The 23507-nt window shown below is 56.4% G+C and carries 22 protein-coding genes; 13 read left to right on the plus strand and 9 right to left on the minus strand.

Going from position 1 to position 23507, the window contains the following annotated elements:
• Positions 1-14 precede the first annotated feature (14 nt).
• Both LJN55_RS12025 and LJN55_RS12030 read left to right on the plus strand, forming a co-directional pair.
• Positions 15-596, plus strand: coding sequence for a TetR/AcrR family transcriptional regulator (locus LJN55_RS12025; RefSeq protein WP_227534519.1), 582 nt, complete (start codon positions 15-17; stop codon positions 594-596).
• A gap of 54 nt (positions 597-650) precedes the next feature.
• Positions 651-1754: an alkene reductase gene (locus LJN55_RS12030; RefSeq protein WP_227534520.1), complete on the plus strand. Its 1104-nt coding sequence runs from the start codon at positions 651-653 to the stop codon at positions 1752-1754.
• Between the two features lie 230 nt (positions 1755-1984).
• Here LJN55_RS12030 and LJN55_RS12035 read toward each other — a convergent pair whose 3' ends face one another.
• Complete coding sequence (locus LJN55_RS12035) at positions 1985-2572, minus strand: TetR/AcrR family transcriptional regulator (RefSeq protein ID WP_159336628.1); 588 nt, start codon at positions 2570-2572, stop codon at positions 1985-1987.
• A 134-nt stretch (positions 2573-2706) separates the two neighbouring features.
• Here LJN55_RS12035 and LJN55_RS12040 point away from each other — a divergent pair, with 134 nt between their 5' ends.
• Together LJN55_RS12040 and LJN55_RS12045 are read left to right on the plus strand one after the other, a co-directional pair.
• Positions 2707-3903 carry an MFS transporter gene (locus LJN55_RS12040; protein ID WP_227534521.1) on the plus strand — a complete coding sequence of 399 codons (1197 nt, stop codon included), beginning with the start codon at positions 2707-2709 and terminating at the stop codon, positions 3901-3903.
• A gap of 28 nt (positions 3904-3931) precedes the next feature.
• The gene (locus tag LJN55_RS12045) at positions 3932-5113 is read left to right on the plus strand and encodes an MFS transporter (protein WP_227536389.1); all 1182 of its coding nucleotides are present in this window, start codon (positions 3932-3934) and stop codon (positions 5111-5113) included.
• Between the two features lie 25 nt (positions 5114-5138).
• Here LJN55_RS12045 and LJN55_RS12050 read toward each other — a convergent pair whose 3' ends face one another.
• On the minus strand, positions 5139-5969 hold the full coding sequence (locus LJN55_RS12050) for an MBL fold metallo-hydrolase (protein ID WP_133842015.1): 831 nt from the start codon (positions 5967-5969) through the stop codon (positions 5139-5141).
• Between the two features lie 161 nt (positions 5970-6130).
• Here LJN55_RS12050 and LJN55_RS12055 point away from each other — a divergent pair, with 161 nt between their 5' ends.
• Positions 6131-7021 carry a LysR substrate-binding domain-containing protein gene (locus tag LJN55_RS12055; RefSeq protein ID WP_133842014.1) on the plus strand — a complete coding sequence of 297 codons (891 nt, stop codon included), beginning with the start codon at positions 6131-6133 and terminating at the stop codon, positions 7019-7021.
• A 120-nt stretch (positions 7022-7141) separates the two neighbouring features.
• On the opposite strand, the gene LJN55_RS12060 is transcribed toward LJN55_RS12055, so the two are convergent.
• Complete coding sequence (locus tag LJN55_RS12060; RefSeq protein ID WP_227534522.1) at positions 7142-7444, minus strand: putative quinol monooxygenase; 303 nt, start codon at positions 7442-7444, stop codon at positions 7142-7144.
• Between the two features lie 466 nt (positions 7445-7910).
• Between LJN55_RS12060 and LJN55_RS12065 the strand changes: the two genes are divergently transcribed.
• Entirely contained in the window at positions 7911-8090 is a 180-nt protein-coding gene (locus tag LJN55_RS12065; RefSeq protein WP_227534523.1) for a hypothetical protein, read from the plus strand.
• On the opposite strand, the gene LJN55_RS12070 is transcribed toward LJN55_RS12065, so the two are convergent.
• Genes LJN55_RS12070 through LJN55_RS12090 form a run of 5 tightly spaced genes read right to left on the minus strand, consistent with a single transcriptional unit; the run spans position 8087 to position 13901 of the window.
• Positions 8087-8875 carry an ABC transporter ATP-binding protein gene (locus LJN55_RS12070; RefSeq protein ID WP_159336624.1) on the minus strand — a complete coding sequence of 263 codons (789 nt, stop codon included), beginning with the start codon at positions 8873-8875 and terminating at the stop codon, positions 8087-8089. The two genes, LJN55_RS12065 and LJN55_RS12070, sit on opposite strands and share 4 nt — an antisense overlap.
• A 12-nt stretch (positions 8876-8887) precedes the next feature.
• Entirely contained in the window at positions 8888-9919 is a 1032-nt protein-coding gene (locus LJN55_RS12075) for a FecCD family ABC transporter permease (protein WP_227534524.1), read from the minus strand.
• Complete coding sequence (locus LJN55_RS12080) at positions 9912-10901, minus strand: FecCD family ABC transporter permease (RefSeq protein WP_159336623.1); 990 nt, start codon at positions 10899-10901, stop codon at positions 9912-9914. The genes LJN55_RS12075 and LJN55_RS12080 overlap by 8 nt, the downstream gene beginning before the upstream one ends.
• Positions 10898-11815 carry an ABC transporter substrate-binding protein gene (locus LJN55_RS12085; protein ID WP_227534525.1) on the minus strand — a complete coding sequence of 306 codons (918 nt, stop codon included), beginning with the start codon at positions 11813-11815 and terminating at the stop codon, positions 10898-10900. Before LJN55_RS12085 ends, LJN55_RS12080 begins: the two co-directional genes overlap by 4 nt.
• Positions 11805-13901, minus strand: coding sequence for a TonB-dependent receptor (locus tag LJN55_RS12090; protein ID WP_192933168.1), 2097 nt, complete (start codon positions 13899-13901; stop codon positions 11805-11807). Before LJN55_RS12090 ends, LJN55_RS12085 begins: the two co-directional genes overlap by 11 nt.
• Positions 13902-14358: 457 nt before the next feature.
• Here LJN55_RS12090 and LJN55_RS12095 point away from each other — a divergent pair, with 457 nt between their 5' ends.
• The 5 genes from LJN55_RS12095 (at position 14359) to LJN55_RS12115 (ending at position 18889) form a co-directional block, all read left to right on the plus strand.
• Entirely contained in the window at positions 14359-14754 is a 396-nt protein-coding gene (locus tag LJN55_RS12095) for a (R)-mandelonitrile lyase (RefSeq protein ID WP_208868825.1), read from the plus strand.
• Positions 14755-15066: 312 nt separating this feature from the next.
• A complete protein-coding gene (locus LJN55_RS12100; protein WP_227534526.1) occupies positions 15067-15996 on the plus strand; it encodes a LysR family transcriptional regulator in 930 nt (309 codons plus the stop codon).
• Positions 15997-16198: 202 nt separating this feature from the next.
• Positions 16199-17269: a Gfo/Idh/MocA family protein gene (locus LJN55_RS12105; protein ID WP_159336620.1), complete on the plus strand. Its 1071-nt coding sequence runs from the start codon at positions 16199-16201 to the stop codon at positions 17267-17269.
• The gene (locus tag LJN55_RS12110; protein ID WP_227534527.1) at positions 17269-18111 is read left to right on the plus strand and encodes a sugar phosphate isomerase/epimerase family protein; all 843 of its coding nucleotides are present in this window, start codon (positions 17269-17271) and stop codon (positions 18109-18111) included. Before LJN55_RS12105 ends, LJN55_RS12110 begins: the two co-directional genes overlap by 1 nt.
• Positions 18104-18889, plus strand: a complete 786-nt coding sequence (locus LJN55_RS12115; RefSeq protein ID WP_227534528.1) for an alpha/beta fold hydrolase — start codon at positions 18104-18106, stop codon at positions 18887-18889. The genes LJN55_RS12110 and LJN55_RS12115 overlap by 8 nt, the downstream gene beginning before the upstream one ends.
• Before the next feature lie 8 nt (positions 18890-18897).
• On the opposite strand, the gene LJN55_RS12120 is transcribed toward LJN55_RS12115, so the two are convergent.
• A complete protein-coding gene (locus tag LJN55_RS12120) occupies positions 18898-20622 on the minus strand; it encodes an SgrR family transcriptional regulator (RefSeq protein WP_227534529.1) in 1725 nt (574 codons plus the stop codon).
• Positions 20623-20785: 163 nt separating this feature from the next.
• Between LJN55_RS12120 and LJN55_RS12125 the strand changes: the two genes are divergently transcribed.
• Positions 20786-21496 (plus strand): ribulose-phosphate 3-epimerase, encoded by a 711-nt coding sequence (locus tag LJN55_RS12125; RefSeq protein WP_227534530.1) that lies wholly within the window; start codon positions 20786-20788, stop codon positions 21494-21496.
• Positions 21497-21548: 52 nt separating this feature from the next.
• Positions 21549-23480, plus strand: a complete 1932-nt coding sequence (locus LJN55_RS12130; RefSeq protein WP_227534531.1) for a PTS fructose transporter subunit IIABC — start codon at positions 21549-21551, stop codon at positions 23478-23480.
• Positions 23481-23507: the final 27 nt, after the last annotated feature.

Below are 23507 nucleotides of genomic sequence, written 5' to 3' on the forward strand. Positions count from 1 at the left end.
ACAGTAACCGCACTATGAAAAAACAAGCGACTAACGTGCGTCAGCACATCATTGATGTGGCCAGAACGCTGATTACTCACAAAGGCTACAGCGCCGTCGGCCTGGCTGAAATTGTTAAAGCCGCCGGGATCCCCAAAGGATCGTTTTATTACTACTTCCAGTCCAAGGAAGAGTTTGCTCAGGCGCTGTTAGAGCATTATTTCAGCAACTACCTTATTCAGGTGGATGAACAACTGCGCGGTGCCCAACCCGCCCGCGAGCGGCTGCTGCGTTATTTTTCCTTCTGGAAAACGACACAGGGTGCCGACCTGCCGGAAAGTAAGTGCCTTGTCGTTAAGCTTGGCGCGGAAGTGTGCGACCAATATGACAGCATGCGAAATGTACTGGCGACAGGAACCCTCGACATCGTGGCGAGAATTTCGGCATGCATTCTTCAGGGCCAGCAGGATGGCTCATTATCTGGTGATGATGATGCAGAAGATCTCGCTGAAGAGCTCTACCAGCTCTGGCTGGGTGCTTCACTAATGGCAAAAATTCACGACCCGGATACGTCATTCGACAAAGCAATGAATGCGACCAAGCGGCTGCTCAGATAGCCGCATTTTTTTTCACCAATTAACTAGACGACTGGTCAACTATTTGGAGTATCTATGACTGATAACACCACCCGTACCGATTTATTTTCACCCGTTGCCATGGGGAAACTTCAGCTGTCGAATCGTATTGTCATGGCGCCGGTAACCCGCAGCCGTTATGGCGAAGAGGGTATTCCTGACGAACTGCATGCGACTTACTATGCGCAGCGTGCCAGTGCTGGCCTGATTATTTCAGAAGCGACCAACATCTCCGCTCAGGGGCGTGGCTACGCGGCTACGCCTGGGATCTGGAGTGAGAAACAGGTTGCAGGCTGGAAGAAAGTCACCGATGCCGTTCATGCTCAAGGCGGAAAAATTGTCTGCCAGCTCTGGCATGTGGGCCGTTTCTCCAGCGTTGAGCTACAGCCTGATGGGGAACGTCCGGTGGCCCCGTCGGCCATCAAAGCTGAAGGTCAGACCTACACCGTTAACGGCTTTGTTCCGGTTTCCACGCCGCGCGCGCTCGAAACAGACGAAATTCCCGGCATTATCGAGCAGTACAAGCATGCGGCAGAAAACGCCCTACGCGCCGGGTTTGACGGTGTTGAAGTGCACTCTGCCAATAGTTACCTGCTCGATCAGTTCCTGCGCGATTCCACTAACCACCGTACCGATGCCTGGGGCGGCTCAATTGAAAACCGTGCCCGCCTGACGCTGGAAGTGACGAAAGCTATCGTCAACATCTGGGGCAATGAACGCGTTGGCATCCGCCTGTCACCGGTGACCCCTGATGCGGGTAACACGCCACCGGACAGCAATGTGATGGCGATGTATGGCTATCTGATCCAGCAGCTGAATCGCTTTAATCTGGCGTATCTGCACTTTGTTGAGGGTGCAACGGCAACCTCGCGTGAAGTTCCTGCTGATGTGGATATGGATGCGCTGAGCGCCCAGTTCGACGGCCCGTTCATCGGTAACAACAACTATGACCTGGAGATGGCCATCAGTCGACGTAATGCCGGGATCATTGATGCCGTCGCCTTCGGCCGCCTGTTTATTTCCAACCCGGACCTGGTGAAGCGCCTGCGTTATGGTGCCGAACTGACCATCGCGCCGAAAGAAGCCTATTACGGCGGTGGCGCGAAGGGCTACACCGACTGGCCAGAAGCGAATCATTGATAAACATTGATGGCGGGTATTCGTCCCGCCCCTGAACGTCATCGTCAATGATCTTATCGTTTCGCCAGCTAAGCAAAAATGGTAAAGGTGGTATTAAGAAAAGTTCCTGATTTTCTCGATGCCCTACTGTGGCGCTACAGCGTTATTCCTGAACCCTGTGCGCCATGCTTGCTTAGCGTCAGCAAAGTTTTCCCGTAGCATCCCCCCTACCCGCGCGTGCCAGCATGCTCTCAGCCCGCCCGTCGCAATCCGCGAAGTAGCAGGTTCAGCGCGGTAATGCCTTGTGTCAACCGCGTATTGCTCTCATCACCCTCGGCAATCCAGAATGCCGCTTCTGCCAGGCTACCGTAAATCAGCGAAGCCAGTCCCTCGGGATCGACGTCGTCTACGACACCTTGCTGAATCAGATTGCGAATCAGGCCGCGCATGGATTCCACGCAATGACGCTGCGATTCAGGTGAAGAACCGCCCAGCACCGCTTTAGCATCTCGCAGCACAATGCGCTGAAATTCAGGTTCCAGCGCCATCTCAAGGTAAGCCCGACAGCGGTTGCAAAAGCCCTCCCACGGATCATTTGCATGAGTGGAAATCGCCTGCAAACGCTGATCCATCTCGTCATCAATCTGCTCCACCACTGCCACCAGCAATCCTTTCTTGTCACCAAAGTGATGATAAAGCGCGCCACGGGTCAACCCTGCCTGCGCAGTCAGATCATCCATTGAGGTATCAGCGTAGCCATATTCACAAAAAACCCTTCGGGCAGTGGCTAACAATGTGGCTCTTGTCTCTTCCATCTCAGCACGGGTGCGGCGAACCATAATTTACTCCTTACATACGACATGAATGATTATTTACAAACACCCCGTATGAATATAGGATTGGATTCATACGCGTTGTATGTATTGTCGCTGTGTCACCTCGTTGTGGCAAGCAAATGCTACCGGAGATGATGATGGCTAATCTGTATCGAGACCTTTTTACTGCCCCTGGCACGGCTCATTTTGCCGTTGCAGGCCTGTTAGCGCGCATCCCGTTGCCGATGGCCGGCATCGGAATTATCACGCTATTTTCGCAGCAGTACGGAGGCTATGCGCTGGCGGGAGCCATTTCCGCGACCTTTGTTCTGACCTACGCCCTGCTGTCACCGCAGATCTCCCGATATGTGGATCGCTATGGGCAGCACCGCGTTTTGCCTGCGGCTACGGCTATCAGTGTCGCGGGTTTTTTTATCCTCATCGCCTGTTCCTTGTGGAGTGTAGCCAGCTGGGCTCTGTTTTTTGGTGCATTTCTGGCGGGGTTTATGCCCAGTATATCGGCCATGGTACGGGCACGCTGGACGGCGCTGTACCGGGGCCAGCCGCGTTTGCAGACAGCCTATTCGCTTGAAACGGTGCTCGATGAGCTGACGTTTATTGTTGGCCCGCCCCTCTCGATTGGCCTTTCCATCGCGCTGTTTCCCCAGGCGGGTCTGCTGCTCACGGCACTGTTGCTGTTTTCAGGCGTGTTTGCACTGGTGATACAGCGCGGAACGGAACCTCCGATCATGGCAGTCTCCTGTTGCAAGACTGGCTCAGGTTCGGTCATCCGGATGACCAGCGTGCGGCTGTTGGCGCTGCTGATGGTGGCGATGGGCGTTATCGTCGGCACGATTGATATCGTGAGTGTCGCCTGGGCCGAAGCGCTGGGGCACCCGGCGGCAGCCAGCCTGGTGTTATCAGCCTATGCCGTGGGTTCGTGTGTGTCCGGGTTGCTGTATGGCTCACTCAAGCTGAAAACCCCCCTCCATCGGCTGTTGTGGCTGGGCGGGCTGGCCACTGCAACAAACACTGTCCCACTGATACTGGTCACCCATCTTACCGCGCTGGCGGCCGCCGTCTTGGTGGCGGGCCTCTTTTTCGCCCCAACCCTGATCGTGGCCATGTCGCTCGTTGAACGCCAGGTCTCTGAAAGTCAGTTAACAGAAGGCATGACCTGGCTGCTGGCCGGGCTGAATGTGGGCGTTGCGCTGGGCGCCGCCCTCGCGGGTCAGGTGGTTGATAGCAATGGATCACCCGCTGGATTCTACGTCGCCGTAGGTGCCGGAGTCCTTGTACTGCTCATGGCACTGTTAAGTCATTTAACCCTGCACAAGCAGGATAATCGCGCCTGAGTTCGGTGCATTCTTTAGGATCTGAATGATGAATACATTTTCTACCATGGACTCTGTTCGCCACACCTGGACGCCAGTGATCGCGGTCGGTCTGGCGACGTTCTCTGTTGTCACAACAGAAATGCTGCCGGTGGGGTTGCTGACATCCATTGCCGGCACACTCAGCATTACGACAGGAAGCGCAGGTCTGATGATTTCCCTGCCAGCACTGCTGGCCGCTCTGTTCGCGCCATTCATCGTCATTGCATCGGGTGGAATAGATCGCCGATGGATACTGTGTGGCCTGCTGGCATTGCTGGTTGTGGCAAACCTTGCCTCCGCGCTTGCCCCTGACCTGATCGTCATGCTCGCAGCCCGGATGCTGGTTGGCTTCTGCATGGGGGGAATATGGGCAATCGCCGGCGGGCTTGCCTCGCGTCTGGTCCCGGAGAAGGCGATTGGCCTGGCCACCTCCATTATCTTCGGCGGTGTTGCTGCTGCATCAGTATTGGGCGTGCCCCTGGGGGCATTTATTGGCGATATCATCGGCTGGCGCTGGGCATTTGGCATCATGGCCATTTTCAGCGCACTGGTGCTGGCATTCCATCTTGCGGTCATTCCGGCGTTGCCCGTTACGGGTTCGGCCAACCTTAGCCATTTCATCGCCCTGCTTGGCAACCGCAAAATACAAACCGGTCTGTTCCTGACGTTATTACTCGTAACAAGCCATTTCGTGGCCTTTACCTTTGTACGCCCACTACTGATCTCAGTGTCAGGATTTGATACCCAGTGGATAGGTGCCATCTTGTTGGCCTACGGTATCGCCGGTATTGGCGGTAATTTTCTGGCAGGTATCACCGCAGCGCGCTATACGGCATTCACCCTGACTGCGATTGCGACAGGGCTGGTGTTAACGCCGTTACTGTTCATTGTCGCCGGGCAATCGGTCACAGGGGGTAGCAGTGTCCTCATCTTCTGGGGGCTGGCTTACGGTGGGCTTTCGGTGGGACTAATGACCTGGATGATGAAAGCCGCACCCCGTGCCGTGGAGATCGCCGCTGCGCTTTATGTCGGGGTTTTCAATACAGGAATTGCGCTGGGGTCGTGGAGCGGGGGCCAGATCGTCGACAGGTTGGCCCTGACAGATACACTCTGGCTGGCCTGTGGCTTAGCGACTGCAGCTTTACTTTTGGCAGTCGCTGCTGGCATGAATAGAGGGGAGACACGATGAGAGTGGCCCCCCATTCATTTTCCGGTCAGGCAATTCGGTATCCCTCACCCGCCTTAAACACCCTGGCAAATCCCGTACTGTCTAAGTGCATTCCGGCGATAAGCAGATTTTCTCTTACCGCCTGAGCCATGATTTTTTCCCGTGTTTCTCTGGCCTGAAGGGGGTCACAGTCAAAGACAATTGAAACGTCGGGGCGTGCTGACTGGATATGGGGGAAATGGACGATGTCTCCCCAAATCAATAAGCATTCATCGCCTGAAGTGATGCGAAAACCCGTATGCCCTGGCGTGTGACCCGGCAACCATTCCGGAAGAATGCCCTCAGCCACCTCGCCCTTACCAATCAGGCGCACTTTACGGGCATAGGCGTCTAACGTTCGGCGGGCCAGATCAAAATTGCGCTGCCCACGTTCATTCGCCATTTTTCGTTTTTCATCATCCTGCCAGTATCTCGCTTCAAGCGGATGGAGATGAAGTTCTGCCTGATTAAATACCGGTTGCCCTTCAGCATCCAACAGACCCCCAATATGGTCAGGATGACCGTGCGTCAGTAATACGGTATCCACGTCATCGGGGCTGACGCCAGCAGTAGCAAGCGTCTCTTTAAGCTGCCCGCCGACGTTGTTCAGACCTCCCGCACCAGCATCGACCAGGAGGGTCCGCCCCCTGCCCTGAATAAGGTACCCGTTGATATGGATATTGCCGGGTTCAGCGATCCGGGCGTTATGCTGAATAGCCGCCGCTTCTGCGGTCTCAATACCTGACAGTAACTCCAGGCTCGCTGACATCGTGCCATCGCTGAGGGCTGTCACCCAAAAATCCCCAATCTGACGGCCTGGTAATGACGGATTGCTCATAGTGACCTCGGCATGAATAAATAACAGGTGCTCATTAGCCTGCTTAGTGACTTTTACTCATCCTACAAGCCGCCAGTTCGGTAATAAATCGATATTTACTCAACCATTAGTGACATTATATCACTGACAGTTCATCACCCTTTTTGGAGAAGGTCATATTCATGCGCAGAAAAATTCCCAGCAGTGCTTCACTTCAGGCATTTGAGGCCGCCGCCAGGCACGGTAATTTTGCGCGGGCCGCAGAGGAATTGTCATTAACGGAAGGCGCCATCAGCCGTCAGATTGCCCGCCTGGAGTCTCTGCTCGATTGCAGACTGTTTGACCGTACGGGAACCCGGGTAAAGCTCAATCCAGTGGGGGCTCGCTATGCCCATCACGTGCGGCAAATACTGGAACGGCTCGAACGCGATACTCAGTACGTTATGGGAATGCCCGAAGGCAGCAGAACGCTGGAAATTGCCGTCCTGCCGACGTTTTGCAGCCGCTGGCTTATCCCCCGCCTCAGTGGCTTCCAGTCTTTATACCCGGACATCACCTTGAATATCGCGGCCAGAACCGATCCCTTCATTCTCACCGGGAGTGGCTTTGATGCAGCCATTCATTTTGAGCATCCGGCATGGGCAGGCATGCGTATGAACGTTCTCTTTGAGGAGAAACTGGTGCCGGCGTGCCATCCCGATCTGTTAACAGACGAGGATATCTTTAGTCAGTTGAATACTCTGCCCCGGATTCACCGACGGCAGAATCCGGAAGCGTGGCCTCATTATGCCGGGCAAAGCGGGATCGTCCTTGATAACCCGGCTCAGGGTGTCCGCTATGACCTTCATGAAATGGCGATAGCGGCTGTATTAGCAGGACAAGGGGTCGCCATGGTGCCTCGCATCTATATCGAAAAAGAGCTTAACAGCGGGTCGCTTGTTGCGCCCTGGCCGCAATCAGAACAACTGAGAAAGACATTTTGTTTAGTCAAATCGGTTGAAACCGCAGTCAATGAATCTGCATTGCACGATTTTGAGCACTGGTTGCAGGCAGAATCATTGCTGATGACATAATGGTGGGCAGCTTTGTGCCGGGAGTAGACATAATCTCACATCAAAAAGAGAGGGGCGGCACAGGACAATAGTTGAAAAGATGTGTTACCAATTCGGCATAACATATTGATCGTATAGACTTTATAAAATATGTGGGGTTACGTGGCAATTCATCAGAATGTATTGAGCATCTTTGCGCTTATGTAGGTCAATTAATGGCACAATCCGTCTGAAATGCTCACTTGCACAGTGCAATTCAAGCGCTGCACGATCCGGCCATTCCTCTATAAAAATGAAATGCCCCGGATCCTTTTCATCGATATACAGATCATAAGCGATGCAAAGAGGTTCCTTTTTTGTGGCCGATATTAGCTCACGGTACAAAGGCATAACTTTTTCAACCCCATCAGGTTTTATAAAATCTTCGGCAATGACTTTCAGCATTACAACCTCTAAAGATAAAAAGAATATACATAAAATGGCGAAAAAAAATGTTTTGGAAAAATAGCTCAGCGCTGCGCCTGAGAAATATCAAAAATCATTATCCAACATAACTGTTTCTATCCATCCTTGTGTTCGCTTCTCGCTGATAGCCGCCAGTCCCATCCTACCACTATATCAGGCGTTTTCTTAACACCGATCCACCGGAAAGATGTCAATCCCACAGGAGATCGCCGTCGTGGTTTAAAAACCACCGCGAGCACCAAGCTGGCCTTAGCCCGGTTGCAAATGATGTCAGCAACACCTGCCGTTGACCTGAGTCAATGTGCAGACCATCACGGAAAGATTGGACCATTGGGTTGTCGTTTCGACGAGCAAACATGCGTGGTATCGGCCTTTATGCATAGCCCTCTTTCCGTAATGGCATACGTGGATTACGCTGAGAGTAAAACCCCAACGGAGTCACATCATGCCACTCTTTATTGCGTTACTGGTTGCCCTGCTCACTCCCGGCACCCACGCTATTGCCGCCCGTGACAACAGCGCCTGCCAGCAAAGCTGCTATGTGCAGAACAGCCGCTGCGATCGGGATAAAAACAGTGGCTGTAGCGGCGCATTGCAACGCTGCGTGCAGGCGTGCCCCCGCTAGCCGTGTTCTTTACTGAGCGGGATCACCAGCGGTGTACCGTAGAATGGATCATCGATAATGCGGCAGTTCAGGTCAAACACGGTTTTTACCAACGCTTCACTGAGGATCGCCTGCGGCGCCCCTGCCGCCACCACGCCGCGCTGATGCACAGCGACCAGATGGTCGGCATAACGACAGGCCAGATTGAGGTCGTGGAGTACCATCACAATGGTTTTATTCTGCTGGCGATTCAGGTCACGCAGCAGATCCAGCACCTCAATCTGGTGGGCAACATCAAGAAAGGTCGTCGGCTCATCCAGCAGCAGAATATCGGTGCCCTGCGCCAGCGTCATGGCAATCCACACCCGCTGGCGCTGCCCACCCGACAGCGCCTCAACCGGACGATCGGCAAGCCCTGCAACATGGGTAGCGTGCAGAGCGGCATTAACCTCGGCTTCATCCCGGGCTGACCACTGCTGCAACCAGTTCTGCCAGGGGTAACGCCCCAGGCTCACCAGCTGGCGCACGTTAATCCCTTCCGGGGCTACCGGGTTCTGCGGCAGGATCGCCAGCTCACGGGCCACCGCAACGGTCGACTGCTGCTGAATATCCTGACCGTTGACGCGGACCGATCCGGACTGCGGCTTCAGAAGGCGCGCGAATGATCGCAGCAACGTGCTTTTTCCGCTGCCGTTGCTGCCGATCAGCACCGTGATTTTCCCCTGCGGCAGGTCAATATCCAGACCGTCAATAATGGTCTGATTCTGGTAACTCAGGGTCAGATCGCGGGCGGCAATGGCCGTCATAGTTCAGCTTCCTTAGTGACGTTGGGTGATCAGCAGAGTTAAAAAGAACGGTGTGCCGAGTACCGCGACAAAAATCCCGGCAGGCAGATCGGCGGGCAGAAACACCACGCGGCCAATCAGATCGGCCAGTATCAGCACCATGGCACCGACCATCGCACTCATCAGCGCCTGCCCGGCAAATCCGGCGGCAACCAGACGCTTGCCGATATGCGGGGCAATCAGCCCGACAAACGCCATCGCCCCGCCCCAGGCAATCGCCACGCCCGCCAGCGCCACGCTCACCAGTAACAGCCCGCCGCGCTGCCACTGCACGCGCACGCCAATGCCGCCTGCCAGCCCCTCATCCAGCTGTTGCACCATTACCTGACGGGCCAGCCAGATCAATAAGGGCACGATCGCCAGCAGCCACTGCGCCAGGGCAACGGCCTGCGACCAGGTGGCACCGTATACGCTGCCGGTCAGCCAGACGTAGGCCGATAGCGTGGTGGTCAGCGGGCTAAACACCAGGATCAGCGTGGTCACCGCCCCGAGCAGCGCCGACACACCCACGCCGATCAGCACCAGTCGCAGCGGTGATGCCCCCTGCTTCCAGGCCAGCAGCCAGACGCTGGCGGTGGCCAGCCCGGCACCCGCAATAACCGCCAGCGGCAACAGACTGTCGCCCAGCGTCATACTGAAGAAGGCCAGGTAGATCACGGCGGCCGTCCCGGCACCGCTGGTGATCCCCAGGAGATCGGGCGAGGCTAACGGATTGCGAATAATGTTTTGCAGGATCAGACCCGATACCGCCAGTGCCCCACCCACCAGCCCCGCCAGTACGATGCGCGGCAGGCGGAGCTGCTGCACAATAAATGTCAGCCCGCCGGAGTCATCGCTAAACAGCAAGCGCAACACGGTTGTGGGTGACATTGTCACTTTTCCCTGCGTCAGCGACAGCAGCATCACCAGCAGCAGAATACCCAACGCCAGCAACAGCCGTAGCACGGTATTCAGATTGATCTGGCGTGAAAAAGCGCCCCAGCGTAGCGCGATAATTTTATCCATAGCGCCCTCCACGCCGCGCCAGCCAGATAAAGAAAGGCGCACCAAACAGCGCGGTCATCACCCCCACCGGCACCTCCTGGGGCAGGATCACCACGCGGGCCAGGATATCGGCCAACAGCAACAGTAATCCGCCCCCCAACGCGCAGCCTGGCAACAGCCAGCGATGATCGATGGAGAGGCCTTTGCGTACCATATGCGGCACCACCAGGCCGATAAAACCAATGCTGCCGGCCAGCGCCACGGCGCTCCCTGCCAGCAGCACAATCAGCCCCGCCAGCAGCAGGCGAACAGGCCCGGCACGCTGGCCCAGCGCGGTGGCTATATCGTCCCCGGCATTCAGCACGTTCACCTGCCCGGCAAACAGGAGCGTCACCGCCAGCCCAACAGCGCTGAGCGTCAGGATCGGCCATGCAGCAGCCAGTTCACGCTCACTGAGCGATCCGGCCAGCCAGAACAGCAGCGTATCCAGCCCCTGCTGGTCGATCACCAGCATCGCCTGGCTAAAGGCGGTAAACAACGCGGTGATCGATGCCCCGGCCAGCACAATGCGCAGCGGATTAAGACGTCCACGCCCGGCCGTACCGATCAGCCACACCAGCGTTCCCGCCACGGCGGCGCCGGCAAAGGCGCACCAGACCAACGCGTTGAGGGAAGCCAGTGAGAATACGGCGCTGCACAGGATAATACAGAAGGTGGCTCCGGCATTGATGCCGAACAGGCCAGGTGACGCCAGCGGGTTGCGCGTCAGCGCCTGCATCAGCGCGCCCGCAACGGCCAGACTGGCCCCCACGGCCAGCGCCATCAGCGTACGCGGCAATCGGGAGGTGGTCACCAGAATATGCTGGAGGTTCATACTATCGTGCCGGGTCAGCGCCGCCAGCACCTGCGGCAGTGATATCCAGTTGGCCCCTGCCATCAGGCTGAGCAACACGGCCATCAGGAGGAGTAACGCCAGGATGCACAGTTTTATCGCTGGCGTCATGTTGGCTGCCCCACAATCAGCAGGCGTTCGATATCTTCCAGCACCGCATTCGCGGCAATAATCCCGCCGGAGAGTACCCAGGTCACGCTGTCCACCTGCCACACCTGGTGGTGTTGCGGCGCCTGCATCTGTTTCCAGAGTGGATGACTGACCAGCGCACGGTAGTTATCCCGCACCACGGACTTTTCCGCGTGCAGCATGACAAAAAACAGATCGGCATTGACCACCGGCAGACTTTCGCGGCCGCTGAGTTTGATCGACACACCTGTTGCCTGGCGTGCGGCCTCATTCCAGTGAAAGCCGAGTTCGCTGAGGATCATGCCGGGAAAACTCTGCGGCAGATAGCTACGCAGATGGTCCGCACGGATATCCAGCACGGAGACCGTCAGCGGCCAGCGTGCTGCATAGTGCTGTTCCAGTAACTGACGCAGGCGATTAACGCGCTGTTGCCAGCGGAGTAGCAACGCGGCGGCTATCTGCTGACGATTGACCGCCCGGCCCACCGCCTCAACGGTCTGCTTAAATTCGTAGACGTTATCGAGCATCACCAGCGGCGCGATCTGCTTCAGCAGCGGCGCGATCGCCTGGTGGCGAAAGCGCGAGGCAATAATCACATCTGGCCGCAGCAGCACGATATCTTCAAGGCTGGGCTGGGTTTCCAGCCCGACGTGCGGCACACCGTTTAATGCCGTGCGCAGATAGCGGTAGGTGGGCTTTTCACTCCAGGAATCCACCACGGCGCAGGGGGTAATCCCCAGCGCCACGAGGGCATCGGTCGCCCCCTGAAACAGGGTGATCACGCGCAAGGATGCGGTGCCCTGCGCCCTGAGCGGCAACAGCGCACCGGCGGCCAATATGCCAAGGCCTAGTCGCAGCACCCTGCGGCGGTCATTATGGGTGACATCAGAAATCAACGTTGTATCCCAGCGTCACCGTACGGCCACGGCCGGAGAAGTAGCGGTCCGGCTCCACCAGGGCACTCTGCGAATAATAGGTGATGTACTGCTTATCAAACAGGTTAGAGATTGCCAGGTTGACCCGTCCACGCGGCAGTTTATAGCCTACGGCGGCATCCACCAGCGCGTAACCGCTGAAGTCTTTATCCTCTTCATCAAACTCGCGGCTTAACGCCCAGTTGGCCTGAATAAAGGAGCTCCACTGCGGCGTCCAGTTCGCCGACCAGCTGGCAATAATGCGGTCCGGTGAAACATTCAGACCATCGAGTTTGGCATCCAGGCTACCGTTTTCATCACTGTCATAGCGGCCGCGCATATGCGAATAGCTGAGTTTCAGGCGGTGATCATCATTGACCGCATAACCCAGGGTGCCTTCGAAGCCGTCGATTTCGGTTTTCTCACGGCGCGTTACGTAGACATCCCCCACGCGGTCAACACGGCTACCCAGTTTGGAGCGGGACTGGTAGTAGCTCAGTTCAAAATCAAACGGCTGCTGATCGATGCGGAAACCGTACTCAGTATTCTCGGTCACAATCGGTTGCAGGTTCAGGAAGGTCCCTGCACTCATCCCCGGCTGGTTAATGCCGCGCAGCACACGGCCGACATCCGGCATGGCAAAGCCCTGAGAGTAGTTGGCAAACAGGCTGAGTGGCTCGACGGGCGTCCATACCGCGCCAACGTTATACAGCGTTTTATCGAAACTCGGTTTCCCGCCGCCGACCGTCACACTGTTGGCGCTGGCGATGGTCTGGTAGCTGTCGATATCCAGGCGTGCATATTCATAGCGCACGCCACCGGACAGTTTGAGTGAGTCCACGGGGGCGACTTCAAGCTGCACAAACGGCGACAGATCGGTGTATTTAATTTCCGGTACATAGGTGCGATGTGTGCCCCACAGATCCTGCTTAGACTGGTCGAACAGAGTATCGAAGCCCAGGGTGACTTTCAGGTAGTCGTCCCAGATATCGTCTTTGGTCAGCGCCATTTTGGTGCCGTACTTGGTGGTGACCGCGCGCGACTGATCGTACAGCGTCCCCACCGGGGCAATGTTGGCATCCTGGAAGGAGCCGGACAGCGTTGATCCGAACAGGGCTTCATACTGCTGGTAATACGCCAGCGCCGACAGTTTCATGCCGGCCAGATTGTAGTTGTCGTAGGTTATCGCCGTGCTCCAGACCTCATTATGTGGCGCTTCGCCTTCCGGCGTGCCCTTGATCGAGGTGGTCGGGATGCCGCGTTCGCGGTCGCCGGTGACGCTGAGATAATCATTTTTGCCTTTGAGCTGGTAGTAGCTGGCGCTGAGCTGAATGCGCTGATCGTCATCCAGCCAGTAACCGACTTTGCCTAACAGATCATAAGCGCGGGAGTTCATCAGATCGCCCTGGGTGTTATCCACTCCCACCGGGCGGTTATTGCCATCCAGATACAGCCCCTGATCTTCATAGCTTACCGAGAACAGGTAATCGAGATACTCTTCGCGCCCGTCAACGCCATAGGTGGTTTTGTACCCCATGGTGTCGCCTTTGAGCTGCGAAGTCGGAGACGAGGCCTCCACGCCAAAATGCTGATTAAAGGCCCCCGGTTCCGGCCGTTTGGTGATCAGGTTAATCACCCCGCCCGCGGCACCAATGCCGTTGCTGGCGTTGGCACCGTGGATCACCTCAATACGTTCGATCATTGAGGCATCAATGGTGTGCATTTCGCGCCCGGTAGGACGCAGCGGGTTCGACTGGGGAATACCATCAATCATCACCAGCGGGATGCGGCCGCGCAGGGTTTCGCCGCTGCCGCTCATTTTCTGACGGCTGGGGGAAAACGACGGTAACAGGTTGCTTAAAATCTGTGAGGTATCAGAGGTGATCTGCCGCTGCTGTTCAATCTGCTGTTGGGTAATGATGGTGATGACCTGCGGGGAATCTTTCTTCTCACTGGCGGTACGGCTGGCGCTGACCACCATATCTCCCCCGCTATCGGCTGTTTCTTCAGCATAAAGTGGCCCTGCCATTAATAACGGCATCAGCGAACATAGCGCCCTGACTTTCATCTCACGATCCTTTTTACCTGGAGGAAAACCCGCTTTGATGCAGGTTAAATGTGCCAAAGGGCACCAGTGGGAATGCGAATGCGATTATTATCATTATCATTTACGGTAACAATAGGAATAATTAGACATTCTTCCTTACATATTCCTTACACCAAAAGTGAAAAGCTGCTTTAATTTGACTTAACAGACTGATGAAAAACAGAAAATATCGGTTTTCGCCTCTGCTGATGCGTCTCTGAACGAACGCTGTTTTTTGCCGATAAATGTGACGCAGATCACCTTCACCCGTCTCAAAAAAACAGAACTGGCGCGTAAACAGGACCAAAAAATGCCCGTATTACCGTCTTAAAAGACGATTTATGAATTTTTTTCATCACTTCTATACACCAGACGTTCTCAATCGTATGGCGCTAATCCCCTATGATGGACAGATATCAATGTAGAGGAAAATAAGATGATCGAGATTATTAAACACGGCAGTAAACCTGCGGCAGCTGGCCCGGCAGACTATTTCACCGGTAAGGTGGAAATCAACGCACCGTTCAGCGCTACTGAACCGGCCCGCGTGGGCGGTGCGACCGTGACGTTTTCCGCCGGGGCGCGCACGGCGTGGCACACTCACCCGCTGGGACAAACGCTGATTGTCACTGCAGGCCAGGGCTGGGTGCAGGAGTGGGATAAGGAAGCACAGGCGATTACCACCGGGGATATCGTCTGGATCCGCCCGGGTGTGAAGCACTGGCACGGTGCAGGAGCGGATACCACCATGACGCATATTGCGATTGCTGAGGCGCAGGACGGTAAAGCGGTCGACTGGCTGGAGCATGTGAGCGAGGCGCAGTATCAGCGCTAATGGCTACGTAAGTACTGTAGGCATTAATAGCTGACATTCGGCTTCAGGTCTGAGGTCAGCTTGAGCACACTGGCCTCAGACCTGAAACCGAATGATTAGCGAATTAGATTTGTGCCAGTATCTCCGTGGTCCCCCTCTTCGCAAATTGTGGTTTGATTAATTGTTATGAATACCATTCACTAATTTCGTCATAAACACCGCATAACATTCGCAAAATCTGGCCATAATGCATCCGATTATTGAATTTTTCGCATAAGTTCACGTCAGGCGCTACACTGCCTGCCTTCCCCTTGAGATGTGCCGAGGTCTCGCGTGTTAAAAGATAATTTCAACGATCTTATTTCCCTGATGGTGGTGGCGCGCGAACGCAGTTTCACCAAAGCGGCCGCGAAACTCGGGGTCTCTCAGTCGGCGCTCAGCCACTCGATTCGGGCGCTGGAAGAGCGGCTTGCCCTGCGCTTGCTCACGCGCACCACTCGCAGTGTGGCCCCCACCGAAGCCGGTGAGCGCTTGATTAATTCCATTGGCCCGCGTTTGACAGAAATAGAGTCTGAGCTGGTCGCCATTACCGAAATGCGCGACAAACCCGCCGGTAATATTCGACTGACGGCCGGAGAGCACGCGGCGCAATCCACCATCTGGCCTGCCCTGCAACCGTTTCTGCACCAGTACCCCGATGTGAATGTGGAAATCACCGTCGACAACACCCTGACGGATATTGTCAGCGGCCGCTACGATGCCGGAGTGCGTTTAGGTGAGCAGGTGGCGAAAGATATGATCGCAGTGCGTATCGGGCCTGACTGGAGTATGGCGGTGGTCGGTTCACCGGATTATTTCGCCCGCTATGGTCGCCCGCAAATACCGCAGGATTTGCAGCAGCACAACTGTATTAATATGCGCCTGCCGACCATGGGCGGGTTATATGCGTGGGAATTTAAGAAGGATCAGCGGGAAATACGCGTGCGGGTTGAAGGGCAGCTGATTATGAATTCGCTGGTGTCACGCATTGATGCCGCCCTCTCCGGCCTGGGACTGGCCTGCTTACCGGAAGATACCGTCGCCGATCACCTTGCCAGCGGCACACTTGAGCGTGTGCTGCTCGACTGGAGCGAACCCTTTGCGGGCTATTATCTCTATTATCCCAGCCGTAAGCAGCATACAGCGGCTTTTTCGCGCATGATTGAGGCACTGCGCTATCCGCGCCAGCACGCGTTTGCCGCCCCCGCTGCACCCTCCCTTTAAACACGCAGTTTCCGCTTTTACTGCCTCTTACAGCAGTAAACTGTGACCTCCCCCGCGATAAATGACCGGTTTTGGCTAAAACCGGAAAAAATCCCCGCGTTGATGTTCAGTTTTCCGGTTTTCTTTCCCTGACGATAATCACTCCATCAGGCTGCGGCTGCCGCCGTAGCTCAACTATCCCTGTGGGGTAAAGGAGAGCGTGATGGAAACTTCGGGTAAAATTAACGTCGGTGTACTGGGTTGCGGGCCGATCTCGCAGGCGGGCCATTTTGAATCCTGCATCAAAGCCAGTAACGCCCGGTTGTATGCCATTTGCGACAGCGCCGATGACCTGCGCCAGCGCATGGCCGCGATGTGGGCGCCGGAAGTGGCGTATGCCGATTATCAGCAGATGCTGGATGATGAAAAGGTCGATGCGATTATTATCGCCACCGCCGATGCGTTCCACGTGCCCCTGGCGATTAAAGCGTTAAAAGCAGGCAAACACGTATTGTGTGAAAAACCCCTCGGGATCACGGTAGAAGAGAGCGAAGAGCTGGTACAGATTGCGCAGACCAGCGGCAAATTATTGCAGGTCGGCCATATGAAACGCTTCGATGGCGGCATTCAGGCGGCGCGTGATTTCGTTCAGCAGGAGATGGGCCAGGCGGTGGCGTATAAAGGCTGGTATGGCGATAACAGCCACCGTTACACTGTCACCGATGCAGTGCAGCCAAAAATGATTACCAGCGCGGCAAAACGCAAACCCAGCGTCGATCCGAAAGCGGACCTGCAACAATACTACCTGCTGGCACACGGCAGCCATCTGGTGGATACCGCCTTTTACATTAATGGCACCATCACCGATGTGGAAGCGCGTTTCCTGCATCGCGGCGGGGTCCACTGCTGGTTTATTGATATCGGTTTTGCCAACGGCGCGCTTGGCCAGCTTGATCTGAGCGTTGGTGTACGCATGGACTGGCATGAAGGTTTCCAGCTTTATGGCGAAAACGGCAGCGTGCTGGCAAAAACGTATAACCCGTGGCTGTTCAAATCCAGCGATGTCGATATTTTCCATGAAAAAACGGCATGCTGGCAGCGCCCGTTAGCCGCCGATGGTCATTTTTATCGCCGCCAGCTGGAGGCCTTTGCCCACGCTATCCTGACTGAACAACCGGTGACCGGTACCAGCGTGGAGGAAGGTCTGCATGTGGTTCAGGTGCTGGCCGCTATCCAGCAGTCGGTACGGGAAGGTCGCAGTGTATCGGTCACCAGCGCGCGGGGGTCTGTCTGATGTATAGCGGCATATTCTCGAAAACGTTCGCCACCGCCAGCGTGGATGAAAACTTCGCCCTGATAAAACAGTGTGGCTTTCAGGCCACCCAGTTTAACTACGCCAGCGCCGGGCTGCCCTCCCTGCCCACGGCCGTCCCGGAAAACATCCTCAACGAGATCAACGCAGCACGCGTTAAACATCAGATAAAAATGGAAGCCATCTCAGCGACCTTTAATCTGACGCATCCCGACGCGGCGGTGATTGCACGGGGGATGGCATCACTGGAGACCATTGCGGCATCGGCCGCCCGTCTGCACTGCCCGCTGTTAACACTGTGCAGCGGCACGCTGGACGCCGATGACCAGTGGCGCGCGCACCCGGAGAACAACAGCCCCGCCGCCTGGCGCACACTGTTACGCTCGATGGAACAGGCGCTGGCGATAGCCGACCAGTACCAGGTCAACCTCGGTATTGAGCCGGAGCTGGCCAATATTGTGAATTCCGCTGCCCGGGCGCGTCAGCTGATCGATGAACTTCAGCACCCGCGCCTGAAAATTATTTTTGACCCGGCAAACCTGTTTGAACAGGCAGATGCGGCCCAGCAGCAGCGCGTGATGGGTGAGGCCCTGGATCTGCTCGCCCCGGCCATTGCCATTGCCCATGCTAAAGACCGTGATGCCCGCGGTGAGTTTGTTACCGCCGGGCACGGGGTACTCGATTATCCCTGGTATATCAACGCGCTGCATACCGCCGGGTTTGACGGCTGTGTGGTCACGCACGGCCTGCCAGCGGACGATGCCGCTGGCGTCAGTGCTCTGCTGGCACGCCTTATATCTCAGGCGGGAGGGGTTCATGCTTAGTACCTTTACGCATCAGGGGCTGACGTTCAGCTACAGCGATAATCGTGCGGCGGGCCCGGTGCTGGTGTTCCAGCACGGTCTGACCGGGGACCACCAGCAGACACGTCAAAGTTATACAGCCGAAGACTGCCGCCTGATCACCCTCGAATGCCGCAGTCATGGCGGTACTGCGCAGGGGGATGAAGCGCAGCTGGGCATTATCCCGTTCGCCAGCGATCTGAGCGCGTTGCTCGATCATCTGGAGATTGAACAGGCGCATTTTGCCGGTATTTCAATGGGGGCGGCCATCGTTGCCCGGTTTGCCGCACAGCAGCCGCAGCGCGTGAGCAGCCTGACGCTGGTGCGCCCGGCCTGGCATCAGCGGCGCAGCCCCGCCAATATGGTGCCGTTTGCCCTCGCGGCCGATTATTTGCACTATTTCCCGGTGCACACCGGCCTTGAGGCCTTCCGTCAGTGCGGCCTGTTCACCACCCTGGCTGCCCTGTCCCCTGATAATGCCAGCGCGCTGGAGGCGCTGTTCAGCAAGGAAGTGGACCCGCAGTTACTGCGGCGTCTGGTGTTGTGCGATCCGGGTTTCGACAGCGAAGCACTGCGTGCCCTGCCGGTTTCACGTCGAGTGATAGGCTGCGCGGAGGATGAGATCCACCCGCTAGCACTGGCGCAGGCGGTGGCTGCCGATCTGCACGTTTCATGTGATGAAATCACGGCCAAATCCCGCGATAAAGCAGCCTATTTCGCCGAACTGACCGCCATCCTTCAGCAGCAGATACACGCATAACCCTCAGATTACTCAATCCACAGCTGGCTGAAGTCTGGCCAGCCTAACGTACTGAGATCGCGCCAGGTAAAGGCAGAGTCCGATTCGTAATCCAGCCAGTGATGGAACAGCGGCAACAGCCAGCGCTGCTGGGTGATGCGCATAAACCAGCGGGCGATGGCGGGCATAAAGCGCTCGTTCTCGTGCTGGCTGTATTGCTGGATCAGCAGATGCAGGCTCTGCGTCATCTCCTGCGGCAGATGTTTTAACACCGGGTCCGGGATCATCCAGCTCAGGGCCGAATAAATATCGTCGAAGTCGATCATAAAGTTGCTCAGCCACAGATCGGCCCCTTCCACTTTCCCGCTCATAAACTCCAGCCAGCTGACCTGCTTGATCTGGCAACTGATGCCATGCTGCTGAAGGATAGCGACAATGCCACGCGCCAGCTCACTCAGCTCCGGTTGTTCAAAAGTGGCCAGCACCAGCGGGCGATTATTGCCAAAGGAGGGGTTCGGCTGGCCGTAATCGATAATACGGTGGTTCCAGTCCGGCAGCATCCCGGTGGCATAAGCCAGCGCCGTTGAGTAGTTTGGCGTCAGCTGGCTGCGGCGCAGAATATCCAGCGGTTGCAGCACCTCATTGATAAAACGCCGCCAGTGCATATCCGCGCAGTGACCTTCACTGTCAATCAGAAGGAAACAGCCGCCCTGCTCGAGCTTGCGTTCGGTGGGCTTATTGATCGACTCGGCCTGATGCGTATGCAGCAGCGTGATAAAGCTCATGTTCAGCTCCTGCGTATCGAAGCGATAGACATTCACCTCGTCGATCATCGGCCTGCTCTGGTGGTAGTGACTGTTGCGCCGCAGACAGAGGACGGTATCGCTATGCTCGCTGATGCAAAACGGGCCGCTGCACAACCACTGACCATTACGCGTTTTGAATAGCCGCGCGGCCAGTACCGAAAGCAGACCGGGGAAGTTTTCCAGTGGCCGCTGTAGCAGAAAGCTTAGTTTTAATTCACCATCGAGTGAAATCTCGCTGATATCGCTAAACAGAGCGCGAAATTGCGCCGAATGGCGGGCATGTTCAAGGCAGCGGCGTACCTCATCCGCATTGATTTTACTGCCGTCTGAAAAGTGCAGGTTTTTACGCAGAAAAAACTGCCACTGAGTAAAGCTGTCGTTGTGCAACCAGTAGTGCGCCAGGTCCGGCACCACCGCACGCTGAAAGGGATCGTAACGCGTCAGGCCGCTAAAGCACTGGCGGATCAGGTGGCGCTCGGTGCGACGCTGCGGCAGCAGCGGATTCAGCCCGTCAATCGCCCGGTAATACGGGATTTTAAGCTGCACTTCATCGTTGGTGATAAAGGTGCCGAAATTATCGCGGATCAGATCTTTGATCTTCGGACTGCTGCCGCCGACCATTTTCAGCGCTTTATCGAACTGGCTGTGCTCCAGTAAGTCGCTGAGATTGTGCTGTTGCAGCGCCTGCGGGGTGATCAAAAAGCGTAACGAAGAGCGTTTTCCCCGACCGCGCTGGGGCTGCCAGTCTATCCACCCTGATTCCCGCATCCGGCTTAACAGAATGCGCGCATTACGCGGCGTACTGCTCAGGGCATGTGCCACTTCATCCACCTGCAAATGCGCAACATCATGCGCGGCGTAAAGCATATAGAGTCGCTGAAAATGCTCACCCAGTGCGGCCATCATCTTACCTGTTTTGCTGTTTTTTCCTATTTTAGGGCAAGACATGTTGCCTGACTGTGATCGTATTCATATTCATTTCCGGTTTTAACGAAAACCGGAAATGAATTTATCCGTGGCGCTGTGTTTTTAAGCGACAGCAAAAAATCAATGATGAAGATAAGGCGGGTCAGCCTGTTGGCCCGAATTAATCGACTCTGTGAACAAGGACATGATGATGACCACAACCCCACGTACCCACTGCCTGCAACAGCTGCCTACTGACCGCCTCCTGGCTGAAATGTCGGTATGGTCAGCCGACCTCGCCCATCTGGCCGATGACATCACTCGCGTCGATGAACTGGCGGATATCTACCATGTTGACGTTGCTGACGGCCACTTTACCCCCTCAATGCTGTTTTTCCCGGACCTGGTGGCGGCGCTGCGCAAGGTCACCACCAAACCGCTGCATGTTCACCTGATGGTATCCGACGCGATCCTGCTGGAGCAGATCGACCAGTTTGCCGAGGCCGGTGCCGATATCATCTCGATTCAGGGGGAAAATCAGCCCATCGAACAGGCGCTGGCGCGGATTGAGCACCACGGCTGTGCCGCCGGGATGGTGTTGCAACTGCATACCCCGGTCAGCGATTTAACGCCGTATCTCTCCCGCCTGGCGTTTGTCACCCTGCTCGGCACGCGCATGGGAGTCAAAGGTCAGGGACTGGCCGATGAGGCTTACGACCGGCTGCAACAGGCACGCCGTCTGATCCAGGATTCCCCTGCGCAGCAACACATCTTCCTCGCGGCCGATGGTGCCATCCGTGAACATACCGTGCCGGAACTGCGTCGCAGCGGAGCGGATACCGTGGTCATGGGATCGCTGGCGTTTAATGCCCCCGACTACCCGGCCACTATGAACTGGATACGCACCCTGCCGTAAGTCACCCGATCTTATTGCTGTACCCCCTACTGACCGACCGAGAGGCTGCATAATGATTAACACACTTATAAATGAAACATTAATCTGCCTTGATTTACACGCCACCCGCAAAGAGCAGGTGTTCAGCGAGATGGCTGAACTGCTGTTCCGTGCCGGCAATATTACGGATAAAGCGCAGTTTATTGCCGATGTGCAGGCGCGCGAAGCCATTGCGAACACCGGGTTTGAAGATGGGATTGCCATTCCTCATGCAAAAAGTGCCGCGGTGAAACATCCCGCCGTCGCTATCGGCATCAGCCGTCAGGGCATCGATTATGGTGCTGAAGACGGTCAGCCCAGCCGCCTGTTCTTTATGATCGCCTCGCCTGAGCAGGGTGCCGACCACCATATCGAAGTGCTGGCGGCATTCTCCGGGAAGTTTATTGAGGACGGTTTCAGTGAACGTCTGCTGGCCGCCGACAGCCCGGCGGCCGTCATGGCGCTGCTGACCGCCCCCACGCAGACGTCTGCGTCCACGGTTACCGCAACCAAAGGCTTGCTGATCGGCGTTACCGGCTGCCCGACCGGGATCGCGCACACTTACCTGGCGGCGGAAGCGCTGGAACAGGGAGCACGTGAACTGGGTTACCAGATTATTGTCGAAACCAACGGCTCCATCGGCGTGCGTAACAGCCCGACGGCACAGCAAATTGCCGAGGCCGACGCCATTCTGGTGTGCAGTGATAAACAGGTGGAGATGGCGCGTTTTGCCGGGAAGAAACTGATTCAAACCCCGGTCAAAGCCCCGATTAAAGCTGCGCAGCAGGTGATCCGCCAGGGGCTGGAAGCCCCGTTGTATCAGGCTGATAAATCTTCCAGCAGCAGCGCGGCTGCGCAGCCTTCAGGACGCAGCGATATCTACCGTTTTCTGATGAACGGCGTGTCGCATATGATCCCCTTTGTGGTCACCGGTGGGCTGATGATCGCCCTGTCGCTGGCTATTGGCGGCCAGCCCGGCCCTTCCGGCATGAGTATTCCCGAAGGCAGTATCTGGCAGTCGGTGCTGGATGTCGGCGTGGTGGCCTTCAAACTGATGATCCCGATCCTTTCCGCCTATATCGCTTACGCTATCGGCGACCGCTCCGCGCTGGCTCCCGGCTTTATCGGCGGCTGGATTGCCAATACCGGCAGTTTCTACGGCGCAGAAGCGGGAACCGGGTTTATCGGTGCGATCCTCGCCGGGCTGATTGTGGGCTATGTGGTGCGCTGGCTGGCCACGCGCCGTTACCCCAAAATGGTACAACCACTTGTACCGATCCTGATCGTTCCCCTTACGGGTACGCTGTTTATTGCCGGGCTATTTATTTTTGTGATTGGCGCACCGATTTCCAGCGCCATGACCGGAATGAATCATCTGCTGGTGTCGCTGAATGGCAGTAGCCTGGTGCTGCTGGGTATTGTGATCGGCGGCATGGCCGGGTTTGATATGGGCGGGCCGGTGAATAAAGTCGCCTTCCTGTTCTGCCTGAGCATGCTGACGGCAGGCCATGCGGAGTATATGGGCGCAATTACCTGCGCCATTCCGGTAGCCCCGCTGGGGATGGGTCTGGCCACGTTCCTGTCCCGTAAGCTGTCGCTGTTTGCTGGTGAAGAGAATGAAGCCGGTAAAGCCTCGTTTGCGATGGGTCTGGTGGGTATTTCTGAAGGGGCCATTCCGTTTGCGGCACGCGACCCGCTTAGCGTGATCCCGGCTAACGTGATCGGCAGTATGGCGGCAGCGGTGATGGCGTTCCAGTTGGGCATCACCAATCAGGTTGCGCACGGCGGGCCAATTGTGGTCCTGCTGAGCGCGATGAACAAACCGTCACTGGCCCTGCTGACCATGTTTACCGGTGCTCTGCTGACGGCGGTGATTGCCATTGCGGTGAAATATATGCGCGTGAAGGCGGCACAGAATAAGCGCGCCGTCACCACCGCCTCCATGCAAAAATCCGCCACCCACTAACCCCCCCGACAGAGCGAGCCGGACGGC

The sequence above is a fragment of the Erwinia rhapontici genome (genome assembly GCF_020683125.1).
GTDB lineage: Bacteria > Pseudomonadota > Gammaproteobacteria > Enterobacterales > Enterobacteriaceae > Erwinia > Erwinia rhapontici.

Bases quoted from the DNA above. Each gene is read 5' to 3' on its own strand.
- LJN55_RS12065 (WP_227534523.1), top strand. From the start codon at position 7,911: ATGCCACTCTTTATTGCGTTACTGGTTGCCCTGCTCACTCCCGGCACC.
- LJN55_RS12040 (WP_227534521.1), top strand. From the start codon at position 2,707: ATGGCTAATCTGTATCGAGACCTTTTTACTGCCCCTGGCACGGCTCAT.
- LJN55_RS12050 (WP_133842015.1), bottom strand. From the start codon at position 5,969: ATGAGCAATCCGTCATTACCAGGCCGTCAGATTGGGGATTTTTGGGTG.
- LJN55_RS12075 (WP_227534524.1), bottom strand. From the start codon at position 9,919: ATGGATAAAATTATCGCGCTACGCTGGGGCGCTTTTTCACGCCAGATC.
- LJN55_RS12115 (WP_227534528.1), top strand. From the start codon at position 18,104: ATGCTTAGTACCTTTACGCATCAGGGGCTGACGTTCAGCTACAGCGAT.
- LJN55_RS12035 (WP_159336628.1), bottom strand. From the start codon at position 2,572: ATGGTTCGCCGCACCCGTGCTGAGATGGAAGAGACAAGAGCCACATTG.
- LJN55_RS12120 (WP_227534529.1), bottom strand. From the start codon at position 20,622: ATGTCTTGCCCTAAAATAGGAAAAAACAGCAAAACAGGTAAGATGATG.
- LJN55_RS12125 (WP_227534530.1), top strand. From the start codon at position 20,786: ATGATGATGACCACAACCCCACGTACCCACTGCCTGCAACAGCTGCCT.
- LJN55_RS12110 (WP_227534527.1), top strand. From the start codon at position 17,269: ATGTATAGCGGCATATTCTCGAAAACGTTCGCCACCGCCAGCGTGGAT.
- LJN55_RS12025 (WP_227534519.1), top strand. From the start codon at position 15: ATGAAAAAACAAGCGACTAACGTGCGTCAGCACATCATTGATGTGGCC.
- LJN55_RS12090 (WP_192933168.1), bottom strand. From the start codon at position 13,901: ATGAAAGTCAGGGCGCTATGTTCGCTGATGCCGTTATTAATGGCAGGG.
- LJN55_RS12060 (WP_227534522.1), bottom strand. From the start codon at position 7,444: ATGCTGAAAGTCATTGCCGAAGATTTTATAAAACCTGATGGGGTTGAA.
- LJN55_RS12070 (WP_159336624.1), bottom strand. From the start codon at position 8,875: ATGACGGCCATTGCCGCCCGCGATCTGACCCTGAGTTACCAGAATCAG.
- LJN55_RS12080 (WP_159336623.1), bottom strand. From the start codon at position 10,901: ATGACGCCAGCGATAAAACTGTGCATCCTGGCGTTACTCCTCCTGATG.
- LJN55_RS12105 (WP_159336620.1), top strand. From the start codon at position 16,199: ATGGAAACTTCGGGTAAAATTAACGTCGGTGTACTGGGTTGCGGGCCG.
- LJN55_RS12045 (WP_227536389.1), top strand. From the start codon at position 3,932: ATGAATACATTTTCTACCATGGACTCTGTTCGCCACACCTGGACGCCA.
- LJN55_RS12055 (WP_133842014.1), top strand. From the start codon at position 6,131: ATGCGCAGAAAAATTCCCAGCAGTGCTTCACTTCAGGCATTTGAGGCC.
- LJN55_RS12130 (WP_227534531.1), top strand. From the start codon at position 21,549: ATGATTAACACACTTATAAATGAAACATTAATCTGCCTTGATTTACAC.
- LJN55_RS12030 (WP_227534520.1), top strand. From the start codon at position 651: ATGACTGATAACACCACCCGTACCGATTTATTTTCACCCGTTGCCATG.